Genomic DNA, 13,096 nt, shown 5'->3' on the forward strand with positions numbered 1-13,096 from the left:
GCACAACCAGCGGGCAAGCTATACCAATCGCAGATCAGGCAGCAAAACGCGGATGCTTCGCTGCGGACGGTGCACGGGCAGCGATTTCGGCCCGCACATGGCTGATATTGTTGACGAAAGCGCGTGCCGACGCTTCCCAGGTGTGACCGGCAGCAAACTTGAGACAATCTTGCGGCGAAATCTCGAGCGCCTTGAGACAGGCTTGCCGCAAGTCATCCGACAACACACCGACCGGCGACGCGCCGATCACGTCCTTCGGACCCGTTACCGGGAACGCTGCCACCGGCACGCCGCTCGCCAGCGCCTCGAGCAGCACGAGACCATAGGTGTCGGTCTTGCTCGGAAACACGAAGACATCGGCTGAGGCGTAGGCAACGGCCAGAGCTTCTCCCTGCAACGCGCCCGTGAACAGCGCCTCGGGATATTTCGCTTCGAGCGCGGCACGCGCCGGACCGTCGCCGACCACGACCTTGGTGCCGGGCAGGTCGAGATCGAGAAAGGCTTCGAGATTCTTCTCGACGGCGACGCGGCCGACCGAGAGGAAAATCGGTTTCGGCTTGCCGAGATCGACCTGGCGCGGATGAAACAGACTGGCATCGACGCCGCGCGGCCACAGCACGACATTACGGAAGCCGCGGTCACGTAGCTCGGTCGCGAGCGCTGGCGTAGCCGCCATCACGGCAGAGCTGGCGCCATGGAAGCGGCGTAGGCCGGCCCAGACCCAGGATTCCGGTATCGGAAAACGCGCCGAGATATATTCGGGAAAGCGCGTGTGAAAACTGGTGGTGAAGGGAATGTTGCGACGGCGGCAATAAGCGCGCGCGGAAAAACCGATCGGTCCTTCAGTGGCGATGTGGATGTTGTCGGGCTTCGCCTCATCAATCAGTCGCGCGATCTTGCGGCGGCTCGGGATCGCGACGCGTAAATCAGCGTAACTCGGCAGCCCGACCGTGCGAAACGATTCCGGCGTGAGAAAACTCACATCGACGCCAAAGCCCTTCGCCGCCTCCGCCATCATCGTCAGCGTCCGCACGACACCGTTGACTTGGGGATGCCAGGCATCGGTAGCGACGAGAATGCGCATCAATCCGCCATCCTTCACGCCGCCTTGGCCGGTGCGAGCGCCTGCACCGGCATGCCGCGGCGGACCGGATCGGTCCAGGTAATGATCTCGAAGCGGCCATCCTCATGCTCCACCAGCGCAGTGCAGCTTTCGACCCAGTCGCCGCAATTCATGTAGCGGATGCCATGCTCGTCGCGGATCGTCGCATAGTGAATATGGCCGCAGATCACGCCATCAGCGCCGTGCCGCCGCGCTTCACCGGCCAGCGTCTCTTCGAACGCGCCGATATAGTTGACCGCGTTCTTCACCTTCATCTTGGCCCATTTCGACAGCGACCAGTAAGGGAATCCGAACAATTTACGCAGCGCATTGACCAGACGATTCATCTGGATCGCGAAATCATAGGCCTTGTCGCCGAGATGGGCGAGCCAGCGCGCGTTCTGCACCACGAGGTCGAAAATGTCGCCATGGATGACGAGATATTTCTTGCCGTCCGCGCCTTCATGCGTCGCGGTCTCGACGACCTCGATGCCGCCGAAATGCGTACCGTAATAGCTCCGCAGGAACTCGTCGTGATTGCCGGGAATGTAAACGACCTTGGCGCCCTTGCGCACCTTGCGCAGCATCTTCTGGACGAAGTCGTTATGGGACTGCGGCCAGTGCCAGCCGGATTTCAGCGCCCAACCATCGACGATGTCGCCGACGAGATAGATGGTATCGGCATCATGGGTGCGGAGGAAGTCCAGCAGCCGGTCAGCCTGCGATCCGCGGGCGCCAAGGTGGACGTCGGAGATAAACAAGGTGCGAAAGCGCTTTTCGTTGCCTTCACTCATCACGTCTCTTTCCATGTCGAGCAGCTAACTGATTTGCATGACACGGCGATGACGATTTACGCCGCCAGCGCCGCCGCGGTTCGTTCGAAAGTTACTAATGTATAGATGCCGAACGGCGCCACCTTGCGGCGTTCGACGAGGATCGATTCAGCATTCGCTTGCGACCACGCCTGCAGCCGCGCGAACGGGAATTCCGGGCGCAGACCGAGGGAACGGATCTTCACGGCGGCCCAGCGCTCGACGGCGGCTGCCAGACCAGTCTCCGAATACAGATGATTGACGAGAATGATGCGGCCGCCCGGCTTTACCACGCGGTGGCATTCCGACAGCACCTGCTCGGGATTCTCGACGAGGGTGATCACGAACTGGGCTACGACGCAGTCGAAACTGGCATCGGCAAAGGTCATCGCATGGGCGTCCATCTCCTGGACCTCCTTGACCCATGGATAGCGGCCAGTCGCCATCTTGGCGCGCGCCTTGGCGAGCATGGGCGCGCTCAGATCGATACCGGTGATCTCGGTTGTCGCATCATAGTCATCGAATGACAGGCCGGTGCCGACGCCGACTTCAAGCACCTTGCCGCCCACAGCGCGCGCTGCTTCCGCAGCCGCACGGCGCCCCTTCAGCATCACCGGACCGCACACCGCATCATAGATCGGAGCCCAGCGCGCATAGGCCGTTTCAACAATGGACTTTTCGAGATCCAGCGTCGTCATCGAAGGTTCCGCCCAGCGTGTCCGGAAGAATCGGACAACCCATTTGCTGTTCGGCTGATATCAAGCCGGGATGACAGATCGACGACAGAGTGTCGCAGGAACAAGTATCTGAGTGCTAAGGGCACACCCTGTGTCGTCGCCATCCTGAGGAGCTCGCTCCTGGGAGGCTCGAAGGATGAGGCTACGGGTGCCTCGGCGCATCCAGGGCCCTAAGACGTTGATGGCGATGGTTAAGAACCATGCCACCCGCAGAACCATTCGTATCTATTAACAGCCACTAAAGGTTTTCCACGCAGGATTCGACGATGGGCACGCTCAGAATCATCCTCGCGATTTCCGTTGCATTCGCGCATTTCGGGCTGCCTTTCGGCATTCTCACCAGCGATATCGCCGTACAGAGCTTCTTTGTTATTTCTGGGTTCTATATGACCCTGGTGCTGAACGAGAAATACGCGCCCGGTTCCTATCGGCTGTTCATCTCCAACCGCCTGCTGCGCCTGTTTCCGGCATACCTGCTCGTGCTGGCTCTGTCCCTCGTCGTGACCGGGCACTGGAAGCAACTGATGTCTCTGGACCCGTTTGGCGCCGCATATTTCGTCATCTCCCAATTAGTGATCATTGGTCAGGAGACGTATTTTTTTCTGGTCGTTCGAGATGGTGGGCTGGCGCTCGCCTTGCAGCCGGCGGGTGTGCCCGACCTGCTCTACACATTCGCCCCGATTCCGCAGGCATGGACTCTGGCGTTGGAGATCTACTTCTATCTACTCGCGCCGTTGCTGGTGAGACGAGGGCCGATCGTGATCGCCTCAGTTATCGCCGCAAGCCTTGTTTTCCGGATGGGAGTTCAATGGCTATTCGGCTTCAGTGGAGACCCGTGGTCCTATCGCGTATTTCCTTCCGAGATGGCGTTGTTCTGCGCGGGAGCGCTAGGCTACCAAGTATACGCATCCGGAGATGACAGCAGGCGAGCGCGCCTGAATGGATTGCTCGTACTGGCTTCGGCGCTGATATTCGTTTGCCTCACGATCAACAAGTCGAAAGGATTCGAGACGCTGCCGTCGATCCTGTTCCTCGCCATTGTGATCGTCGCAGTTCCCAGACTGTTCGAGCTGAGCAAGAACGTGACCTGGGACAGATATCTCGGCGAATTATCCTATCCGATCTATATCTGCCACTTTCTGTTTGGATGGATGTTGCTGCCGGAGACGCTTCTAGCGTCCTATGGCGCGCTATTCCTCACCGTGACGACGTCGATACTGATCTATCATCTTGTCGATCAGCCGATCGATCGCTGGCGACAAAAGCGCTTTGCCCGAATTCAACGCAAGGCAAGCGAGCGCGGCCTATTAAGCAGCCGCGTAACGGTGTGACCTAATAGAACGCGTAGAAATGATGCACCGGGCCGGTCTCGTGGCCGCCCTTGATCAGCACAGCCTTGCAGCCGAGCGCGAGCGCTTCGCGGACGAGCGTCTCTCCGGCTTCGGCATCGAGCTTCAAGACGGGTCGCTAGATCGCAGAGCCTCTACAGCGCGTGGATCGCGAATCCGGTGCTGACGCGCGGAATTTGCGGGACGAAGCCCTTCCTGAACGGGTTCGACACGCCTGGCGGCCTTTTCGCGACGCCTTGAGCGAAAATAACGCTGCTCTGACGCCTGACTGACGTCGGAGACGACGTCGACAGGCTTCAATGCTTATCACGCAGCGATGTGCCGGGATATCCGTCGCAAAAATCGGAGCACCACCATGCGCGCCTACGCACAGTTTGTATCAGGCGACGATCATCTGCGTCTTGGTACGATCTTCAGCCTGCCTGCCACGTGGCGTCAGCGAGCCCGTTTCAGGGCAGAGTTGCGCGCGGATATCAGAGACAGGCCCGATTTTCTCCGCGATATCGGCATCGGCCTGTACGAAGCGCATGCCGAAGCGTCACGGTTTTTCTGGGAGCCTTGGCTACTGAAGCGCCGATAATCCCTCGCAATCCGATTGCCGCCGGACGTGGGCTCGGCCAAGAGCGTGAGTATCGATGTGTCCGAGATACACCATGAGATCAAGAATCTTCGGGTGGAGCATTTCCATGACACGACATTCGTCTTTTTCAATGGCGGTTAATCGGACGATCGTGCAAACAGATATTGTATTTCACTGGGAAACGCGCTGGGTCATAGATACGATCTATGACCCATGGGGGACGGCGCATTGGACAAGCTCACTCTGAACGATCCGCTATTCGCTACCTACGTCATCGCTGCGAGCCTGACGATCCTCAAGGCTGTGGCGATGTCGTGGCTGACCGTAGTTCGTATGGTCGGCGTCAAAGGCGGCTACCGTTCGCCTGAGGATATCAAGAAGACGCCCATGAACCCCGTGCCCGACCCGGCGCAACTCTTGCCCAACGAGCGCGTCGAGCGGATTCGCCGGATCCAGATGAACGACCTCGAGAGCGTGCCCTACTTCCTGGTTGCGGGTTTGCTCTACATTCTCACGCAACCATCCCTGCTGCTCGCCCAATGGCTGCTATACGGTTACGTCGCCTCACGTCTGCTTCACTTCATCACCTATCTCACCGGACAGATTCATGAGATACGCGCGACCTTTTGGACTGTGGGCTCGCTCATCCTGATCTTCATGACCGTCCGGACGTTGATATCTGCAGTCGGCGCGTGAAGTTCAAGCCGTAACGCCGGCTTCGCGCTGAGCCGATAGGTAACGTTCAAGAGCGTCGTCCTGCTTGAAAAAGCGCATGGCACGAAGCTCTGCGATAGTTGTCTTTTGCACGGCATCGCGCTGGCGCGTCACGTCGCGGGCCTCTTCCAATCGCCTGGCGGCTACAAGATTGGCTACCAGCATGCGATGGCCCGTACCGTTGGCCGGATTCTGCTGGATCGAGTTGCGCGCCCACAAGACACCATCCTCAGGGCGCCCGAGCGCAAAGCATGATGCAGCCAGGCCCGTCATCCAAAAATGGAGCATATTGTCGTAGGGGCTGAGGGCGATCGACCGGTGAAGGCATGTGACAGCATGCTCATAGTCACCACCCATGCTGTCGATCATTCCAAGAATGCCCCAGGCAAAGGCGGAGCTTGGATTGAGGCGCACAGCTTCCTTGCAGTGGATGCGCCCCTGATCGTTGCTGCCGACCGGACCAAACAATGTGAAGCCATACACCGCATGGGCAAAAGCATCTGTGCCATCTTGCTCGACAGCGCGGCGCGCCAGGACGAGGGCTTCGACCAACGTTCCCGGCAACGCCGTCGCCCCCAGAGGCGACGCCATGACAAGTGCCCAGGCAAGGGACGCCAGCGTGGCTGGGCGCAGCTGATCGAGGTCGAGAGACTGTCGCAACAGTACGATCGCCCTCGTGATCCCGTCACGGGTTCCGTTCCATAGATGGGGAAGCGCACGCAGGTAGATGTCGTAAGCTGAAAGATCAGAAGGCGGCTTACGCCGTGCGCGTTCGACCTCGGCGCTCCGCACGGCCGGATCAATCACCGCAGCGACGCTCGCGCTGATGTCATCCTGCAGATCGAAAACATCGACGATGGCGCGATCGTAGCGATCCGACCAGACCTGAACCTCGTCGCGAGCATGGGTCAGTTCGGCCGATACACGAATGCGGTTGCTCGCTTTGCGAATGTTGCCGCTCAGGACGTATTGAACACCGAGTTGTTGCGCGATTTGCCGGCTGGTCAGCCTTCTATCCTTGAAGGCGAAACTCGATCCACGTGCGATGACCACAAATTCGCGAAAGCGCGACAAAGCGGTGATGATGTCCTCGGTGACGCCGTCAGCGAAGTATTCCTGCTCCGGGTCATCGCTCATGTTCCGAAACGGCAGAACCACAATGGATGGTTGATCCATGACCATCATCAGAGCAGGCGTAAGTGGAGTCGATATCTCGATCTCGCTGACAGCCACCGATTCGATCAGTGTCTGGGCTCTGCGTAGTTCAGCAACGAGCGCTCTGGTTGCCTCGTCCGGCTCTGTATTGAGCTCTCGCTTCAGAAGCCCAACGACCTCTTGATAGTATTTGAGCGCTTCAGCTTTACGCCCGGTTGCAGACAGAGCCTGCATGATCAGCCGGTGCGCATCCTCACGCATGTTGTTCAGTGCGCTCGCACGGTGCCCGGCCTTCAATGCGTGATCGGCGCGACCGGCGACCAGTTCTTTTTCGCCGAGCCCGACCATCGCAGTCAGAGCCAGCTCCTGAAATCGCTGGCGTTCGCCAGCCAGCCAATCGCTCCAGCCTTCTTCGGTAACACCGATGTCATCGACGAAGCGCCCTCGATAGAGATCCGCTGCCTCACCCAGTGCATCACGGCTGCCCTCCCGCACCAGGGCCTCGAACCGGCTGATATCGCACAGGATCACCGTCGTATTCAGCGATACGAACTCGCCATCGCTCTTGAGAGCATCCCGACCCAGAATTTGACGTAGCTTGAACAGTGACTGACGGAGGTTCTGCCTTGCTTGCGCGTCGAAATAAGACCCCCAGAACAGAGTCGACAGTTTTTCGCGCGGCTGAGGCTCCGGTGCCGTGCAAGCCAGATAAGCAAGCAATCCCGAGAGCTTCTTGTTTGGCAAGCCGACGGCGCCGTTCGGCCCGGTGAGCACGAAGCGTCCCAAAAGCGAAAGATTAAATTTTGGGCACAATGCCAATTACTTCCAAATTTTGAACAGGCACACCCCCTCTGAATATACATTCTACGCGGATTGGCAACTTTGCGAGCAATATTAACGCGGCGATGACGGCCGACTAACGCTTGGTGAGACGGCGGCGGGTTCAAATCAAAATGCGACGAGATGCGAGCGGCATTCGGCGCAGAGCAACTTCACCCGAGAAGCCGTCATGCGCACGCGTCACATCATTGCGGTCGTCGCTACCCTGACCGTGACCCTCGCCGGAGTTGATGTGGCGCTGACTTCCCTCGCTGCTCCGAAAGCCAGGGCAGCTTCGCACGCCACGCCTCCCGTCTCTCCCCTCCTTTTCGGAGGCGACTGAGCGGTCGGCAAGTTCACCTACGTCATCCCGCGAAGTTCAGGAAAAAGAGCGATGAAGATCGACTTTCCGGCGCCATCTCCAGCACCTGTGGGGGCCTCGATGATCGTCAGCGCACTTCATGAATCCCGTCGCCGGCAGGCAATCAACATCATTCATCGCTACCAGCATCTCATCTCCGACCGCGTCGAAACCAATCCTGGCAAGCCCATTCCATCGCCGGACACGCGCGTTCGTCAGATACAGAACAGTGAAAGGAAAAGAAACGTGAGGCGACTGAGCGAAACACACCTGATCATCCTGATCCTTATCGGCTTCGGCATTGTGCACGTGATTGGCGGCGTCCTGCTGGCACGGGCAGCGCCCGAGCACAGTCGCCCTGTGAATATAGCAGCCTGGGGCGACTGACTGCGGCAGGCGAAGACGGCATCAATCATCAATCGGCGCCAACGATCGTGAGGCTGACATGACTGCAATCGCGAGCGCGATGTCCCGCGCGATTCGTTCGATCACTGGATTCGATGTGCTCAAGCATTTTCTGTTTTTCTGCGGAGCCGGAATTCTGGTGTTCGTGCTCTCGCTCACTTACGGCCTGGATTTGAGCTCGGGTCTTTTCTGATCCTCGTCACGATTATGCAACTGAAGCGTCCAATTCCCCGCAGGTCATATCCGCATGAGGTCACTACGTGAACGCTCTGATCGCCACCTATATCGCATGGATCATCGCCCAAACCGGCTTCGCCCCTCCGGCTCACCCGCCAATCCATTTCGCGACGTCAGCAGAAATGGCTGTGCTAAGCGGTGCGCCGGAAAATAGCGGGCTCGAATTTCAAGCGCTCTACAGCCGCGAACAAGGCGCGATCTACCTGCCCCACGAATGGCAACCGGTCAATTTGCGGCAGAAGAGCGCGCTCCTGCACGAACTCGTGCATCACGTGCAACGGGCCAACAACGTCGAAGCTCCGTGTGTGGCAGCCCACGAACGCCAGGCCTATGATCTTCAGATGACATGGCTCCGCGAACAGGGGGTCGAGGATCCCTACAGCCTCATCGGCACGAATGAGCTCACCATCTACATGGTGAGCGTCTGCCGCGACGGTTCGTAAGCGGCACGCGACATTCCTTCGTCATATACCACGAGATGCAACGGGCTCGTGCGCGGACCGATACTCAGGCGATTGGAGCGCGCCGAGGTTGGTTTGAGCCAACCTTGATACGCCTAATAGAATGCGTGGAAGTGATGCACCGGGCCGTGGCCGTGACCGACCGTAAAACGATCCGCCGCAGCGATCGCAGCCGTGACATAGGCTTTCGCCGCACGCACCGCGGCTTCCATGTCCTGCCCCTTGGCGAGGCCCGCCGCGATCGCTGATGACAGCGTGCAGCCGGTACCGTGCGTATTCTTCGTGGACACGCGCTCTGCCGGCAATGCGATGGCGCGATCGGCGGTGATAAAATAGTCGGTGCTCTCCGGGCCGGTCCCGTGGCCGCCCTTGATCAGCACGGCCTTGCAGCCGAGCGCGAGCAGACGCTTGCCCTGCGCCTCGATGGCCGCATCGCCCTCCGCCATTGGTTCATCAAGCAGCGCGGCTGCCTCCGGCAGATTTGGCGTGATGATCTGGGCCAATGGTATCAACGTGCTGCGCAGTGCTTCGATGGCCTCCGGCGCCAGCAGGCGATCGCCTGATGTTGCGACCATCACGGGATCGAGCACCACATGTTTCGGCTGCCATGTCGCGAGGCCGGCGGCGATAGCCTCGATCACATCGCGCTGCGCGACCATGCCGATCTTCACCGCGCCGACCGTGAGATCGACGAACACGGCATTGATCTGCTCGCTCACGAACTCCGCAGGCACCTGATGGATGCCGGTGACGCCCTTGGTGTTCTGCGCGGTCAGCGCTGCGATCACCGACGCGCCATAGACGCCCAGCGCCGCGAAGGTCTTGAGGTCGGCCTGGATGCCGGCGCCGCCCGAGGAATCCGAACCGGCAATGGTCAGCGCAACGGGTGTGGGCATCGGAAAAACTCGCACGAGATCAAGGGATAAGCAGCCATACCAGTCCTACCCCGCCAGTCGTGAACCAGCAAGGCGGCGACATGCTGGCGGCTTGCGCCGCACCCTGTTTTGGGCTTGATGATCTCTAAAATCGCCCGTTTCCGGAGAATCCCGATGGTCCCCTTCTTTGTCCAGTTCAAGTGCAAGCTTGGCCAGTCCTACGCCGTCGCCAACGCGCTGGCCGAAGCCGAAATCGCCTCGGAGATCTATTCCACCGCCGGCCACTACGACCTGCTGGTGAAGTTCTATGTCGATAACGCCACCGACATCGGCCATTTCGTGAACGAGAAGGTGCAGACCATCCCGGGCATCCAGGACACGCACACGATCATCACGTTCAAGGCGTTTTGAGGCAAGACTGCCCCAAACTCTCGAGTCGTCCCCGCGAAGGCGGGGATGACATCTGAGAGGCCGTCGCCTCTCCAGCATTCACACCGCCATCTTCCGATGCAGCACCGGAACGCCGCTGAGCTTCTCCGCCGCGTCGACGATCGCATTCGCGTCGATGCCGTGGTGGCGATAGAGATCGCCGATCGTGCCGGTCTGGCCGAATTGCTCGACACCCAGCGCCTCCATGCGATGACCGCACACGCTGCCGATCCAGCCCAAAGTCGCCGGATGGCCATCGAGCACGGTGACGATGTCGCAATCGCGCGGCAGCGGCTGCAGCAGCTTCTCGATGTGACTCAGATGCTGCGGGTTGCGACTGTCGCGGCGGATCTTTCGCGCCGATGTCCAGCCGGCATGGAGACGGTCGGCTGACGTGATCGCCAGCAGGCCGATGTCGCGATGGCTGTCGCCGAGCAATCCCGTTGCCTCGATCGCCTCCGGCGCCAGCGTGCCGGTATAGGCGATTACCAGATCGCAATTGGCGCCGGGCTTGCGCAGCCAATAGGCGCCATCGGTGATGCCCTGCTGCAGCTCCGGCGTCATCATGCGCTGCGGCTGCTCGATGGTGCGCGTGGAGAGCCGCAGATAGACCGAGCCGCCGGCACGCTGGCCGCTGTCATCAGTGCCTGCGTCGCGCTGCATGTGCTGGAAGCCCCAACCCATGATGACGGCGAGCTCATCGACGAAAGCCGGCTCGAACGATGCGAGCCCGTCTTGCGCCATGCCAATCAGCGGCGTCGCGATCGACTGATGAGCACCGCCTTCCGGCGCAAGCGTGATGCCCGACGGCGTCGCCGCCACCATGAAACGGGCATCCTGATAGCAGGCATAGTTGAGCTGATCGAGACCACGCTCGATGAAGGGATCGTACAGCGTCGCGACCGGCAGCAGGCGGACGCCGTTGATGCTGCTCGACAGGCCCAAGGCCGACATCAGGATGAACAGGTTCGCCTCGGCGATGCCGAGTTCGAGATGCTGGCCCTTCGGCGAAAAGTCCCAGTTGAAGGTGGAGGGGATCTTCTCGCTGCGGAAGTGATCGGCCTTCTCGGCGCGCGCGAACAGCCCGCGGCGATTGACCCAGGCGCCGAGATTAGTGGACACGGTGACATCGGGCGACGCGGTGACGATGCGGGACGCCAGTTCGGTATCGCCCCGCGCCAGCTCATGGAGCACCAGGCCAAAGCCCTGCTGCGTCGACATTTCCGGCGACGGCTTGAACGACAGATGCCCGGGAACCTCGATCACATCAGCGCCCAGGCGCCGCGTGCCCTGCTGCACGAAGGGCACATCCTTGAGGAACGCATCGAGCATCAAAGCCTCCTGCGTCAGGCCTTCATATCTGTCCCACTCATGGCCGGGCCGAATGTTCTGCGCCGCGCGCCAGGTCTCCATTTGCGTCGGCGTCATCAGGCCGGCATGGTTGTCCTTGTGGCCCTGGAACGGCAGACCGACGCCCTTGATCGTATAGGCGATGAAGCAGACCGGACGATCGTGATCGATGGCTTCGAAAGCCTCGACCATGCTGGCCATGTCGTGGCCGCCCAAATTGGACATCAGTGCCAGCAGTTCCTCGTCGCTGCGCGCCTCGATCAGGCGCGACACCGGACCCTGATCGCCGATCTCGTCGTTGAGCCGCTTGCGGAACGCTGCGCCACCCTGGAAACACAAAGCCGAATAGATCTGGTTCGGACAGTTGTCGATCCAGGTCTTCAGCGCGGCGCCGCCGGGCTCGGCAAAAGCCGTCTGCATCAGCCGGCCATACTTCACGATCACCACGTCCCAGCCAAAGTTGCTGAACATGGATTCGAACTTCTCCCACAGACCCTCGCGCACCACGGCGTCGAGGCTCTGGCGGTTGTAGTCGACGATCCACCAGGTGTTGCGCAGCCCGTGCTTCCAGCCTTCAAGCAAAGCTTCGAAGATATTGCCCTCGTCCATCTCGGCATCGCCGACCAGCGCGATCATGCGGCCTTCGCGGCGGTCCTTCATCCAGCCGTGAGCCGAGACGTAGTCCTGCACCAGCGATGAGAACAGCGTCTGCGCGACGCCGAGGCCGACCGAGCCGGTGGAGAAATCGACATCGTCGATATCCTTGGTGCGCGACGGATAGCTTTGCGCGCCCTTGAAGCCGCGGAAGTTCTCGAGCTTCTCGCGCGTCTGGTTGCCGAACAGATACTGAATGGCGTGGAACACCGGGCTCGCATGCGGCTTCACCGCAACGCGGTCTTCCGGCTTCAGCACGGCGAAATACAGCGCCGACATGATCGTCGCCAGCGACGCCGACGAGGCCTGATGGCCGCCGACCTTGAGGCCGTCGGTATTGGGACGGATGTGGTTGGCGTTGTGGATCGTCCATGACGAGAGCCAGAGCACCTTGCGCGCCAAGGCGGTCAGGGTCTGCAGGCGATGATGATCGATCGGCATGGTGGGCTCCCGCGTCGGCCAGCTGCGCTGGTTCGTGATGAGGTCGCCATTCTAGCAGGCGCCCTTGCGGGATTTTCTCAATTCATCGCGACAACCACGGCCATATTGGGATAAACGAATTGTTCTGGCTCCAATTTCATGGAATTTTCCCAATGTCAGCCCTCGACGCAATCGACCGCAAGATTCTCGCCGCGCTGCAGATCGACAGCCGCATCACCATGCAGGAGCTCGCCGAGAAGGTCGGGCTCTCGATCTCGCCGTGCCATCGCAGGGTGAAATTGCTGGAAGAGCGCGGCGTCATCACCCGCTACATGGCGCTGGTCGATCAAAAATCGATCGGGCTCCCAGTAAGTGTCTTCATCTCCATCAAGCTTGTCAGGCAGAAGGAGGAAGACCTCAATCGTTTTGCCAAGGCGATCTCGAAATGGGAGGAAGTGCTGGAATGCTACCTGATGACCGGCAACCGCGACTATCTCTTACGCGTCGTCGCGGCGGATCTATCATCCTATGAGGCATTCCTGAAGAACAAGCTGACCCGGCTCGACGGCATCGCCTCGATCGAATCCAGCTTCGCCCTCAGCCAGGTGAAGTATTCGATCGCACTGCCGGTGTGAG

At 60.1% G+C, this 13,096-nt stretch carries 15 protein-coding genes; 7 read left to right on the forward strand and 8 right to left on the reverse strand.

What is annotated here, in order from left to right; genetic code table 11:
* Nucleotides 1-34: 34 nt before the first annotated feature.
* The 3 genes from SFY93_RS25310 to SFY93_RS25320 are packed head-to-tail and all read right to left on the reverse strand — an operon-like array spanning nt 35 to nt 2,612.
* Nucleotides 35-1,084, reverse strand: a complete 1,050-nt coding sequence (locus SFY93_RS25310; protein WP_309948217.1) for a glycosyltransferase family 4 protein — start codon at nt 1,082-1,084, stop codon at nt 35-37.
* 14 nt (nt 1,085-1,098) lie between these two features.
* Complete coding sequence (locus SFY93_RS25315) at nt 1,099-1,896, reverse strand: UDP-2,3-diacylglucosamine diphosphatase (protein ID WP_374725715.1); 798 nt, start codon at nt 1,894-1,896, stop codon at nt 1,099-1,101.
* Nucleotides 1,897-1,952: 56 nt separating this feature from the next.
* Nucleotides 1,953-2,612, reverse strand: coding sequence for a class I SAM-dependent methyltransferase (locus SFY93_RS25320; protein WP_320445033.1), 660 nt, complete (start codon nt 2,610-2,612; stop codon nt 1,953-1,955).
* Between the two features lie 305 nt (nt 2,613-2,917).
* On the opposite strand from SFY93_RS25320, the gene SFY93_RS25325 reads away from it, so the two are divergent.
* Complete coding sequence (locus SFY93_RS25325) at nt 2,918-3,982, forward strand: acyltransferase family protein (RefSeq protein ID WP_320445034.1); 1,065 nt, start codon at nt 2,918-2,920, stop codon at nt 3,980-3,982.
* A gap of 1 nt (nt 3,983) precedes the next feature.
* Here SFY93_RS25325 and SFY93_RS25330 read toward each other — a convergent pair whose 3' ends face one another.
* Both SFY93_RS25330 and SFY93_RS25335 read right to left on the reverse strand, forming a co-directional pair.
* Nucleotides 3,984-4,109, reverse strand: a complete 126-nt coding sequence (locus SFY93_RS25330) for a hypothetical protein (protein WP_320445035.1) — start codon at nt 4,107-4,109, stop codon at nt 3,984-3,986.
* A gap of 270 nt (nt 4,110-4,379) precedes the next feature.
* Nucleotides 4,380-4,529 carry a hypothetical protein gene (locus SFY93_RS25335; protein WP_320445036.1) on the reverse strand — a complete coding sequence of 50 codons (150 nt, stop codon included), beginning with the start codon at nt 4,527-4,529 and terminating at the stop codon, nt 4,380-4,382.
* Between the two features lie 279 nt (nt 4,530-4,808).
* Between SFY93_RS25335 and SFY93_RS25340 the strand changes: the two genes are divergently transcribed.
* Nucleotides 4,809-5,276 carry an MAPEG family protein gene (locus SFY93_RS25340; protein WP_320445037.1) on the forward strand — a complete coding sequence of 156 codons (468 nt, stop codon included), beginning with the start codon at nt 4,809-4,811 and terminating at the stop codon, nt 5,274-5,276.
* A gap of 3 nt (nt 5,277-5,279) precedes the next feature.
* Here SFY93_RS25340 and SFY93_RS25345 read toward each other — a convergent pair whose 3' ends face one another.
* Nucleotides 5,280-7,223: a BTAD domain-containing putative transcriptional regulator gene (locus SFY93_RS25345; RefSeq protein WP_320445038.1), complete on the reverse strand. Its 1,944-nt coding sequence runs from the start codon at nt 7,221-7,223 to the stop codon at nt 5,280-5,282.
* Nucleotides 7,224-7,662: 439 nt separating this feature from the next.
* Here SFY93_RS25345 and SFY93_RS25350 point away from each other — a divergent pair, with 439 nt between their 5' ends.
* The 3 genes from SFY93_RS25350 (at nt 7,663) to SFY93_RS25360 (ending at nt 8,714) form a co-directional block, all read left to right on the forward strand.
* The gene (locus SFY93_RS25350) at nt 7,663-8,016 is read left to right on the forward strand and encodes a hypothetical protein (RefSeq protein ID WP_320445039.1); all 354 of its coding nucleotides are present in this window, start codon (nt 7,663-7,665) and stop codon (nt 8,014-8,016) included.
* A 58-nt stretch (nt 8,017-8,074) separates the two neighbouring features.
* On the forward strand, nt 8,075-8,227 hold the full coding sequence (locus SFY93_RS25355) for a hypothetical protein (protein WP_320445040.1): 153 nt from the start codon (nt 8,075-8,077) through the stop codon (nt 8,225-8,227).
* A 67-nt stretch (nt 8,228-8,294) separates the two neighbouring features.
* Nucleotides 8,295-8,714, forward strand: a complete 420-nt coding sequence (locus tag SFY93_RS25360; protein ID WP_175366588.1) for a DUF6647 family protein — start codon at nt 8,295-8,297, stop codon at nt 8,712-8,714.
* A gap of 113 nt (nt 8,715-8,827) precedes the next feature.
* Here the strand turns inward: SFY93_RS25360 and thiD are convergent, their stop codons facing one another.
* Entirely contained in the window at nt 8,828-9,628 is an 801-nt protein-coding gene (gene thiD, locus SFY93_RS25365; RefSeq protein ID WP_320445041.1) for a bifunctional hydroxymethylpyrimidine kinase/phosphomethylpyrimidine kinase, read from the reverse strand.
* Nucleotides 9,629-9,781: 153 nt separating this feature from the next.
* On the opposite strand from thiD, the gene SFY93_RS25370 reads away from it, so the two are divergent.
* Complete coding sequence (locus tag SFY93_RS25370; protein WP_068735543.1) at nt 9,782-10,018, forward strand: Lrp/AsnC ligand binding domain-containing protein; 237 nt, start codon at nt 9,782-9,784, stop codon at nt 10,016-10,018.
* Between the two features lie 78 nt (nt 10,019-10,096).
* On the opposite strand, the gene SFY93_RS25375 is transcribed toward SFY93_RS25370, so the two are convergent.
* Nucleotides 10,097-12,481 (reverse strand): thiamine pyrophosphate-binding protein, encoded by a 2,385-nt coding sequence (locus tag SFY93_RS25375; protein WP_320445042.1) that lies wholly within the window; start codon nt 12,479-12,481, stop codon nt 10,097-10,099.
* A gap of 152 nt (nt 12,482-12,633) precedes the next feature.
* On the opposite strand from SFY93_RS25375, the gene SFY93_RS25380 reads away from it, so the two are divergent.
* Entirely contained in the window at nt 12,634-13,095 is a 462-nt protein-coding gene (locus tag SFY93_RS25380) for an Lrp/AsnC family transcriptional regulator (protein ID WP_175366591.1), read from the forward strand.
* Nucleotide 13,096: the final 1 nt, after the last annotated feature.

The organism is Tardiphaga sp. 42S5 (genome assembly GCF_034044155.1).
Classification (GTDB): domain Bacteria; phylum Pseudomonadota; class Alphaproteobacteria; order Rhizobiales; family Xanthobacteraceae; genus Tardiphaga; species Tardiphaga robiniae.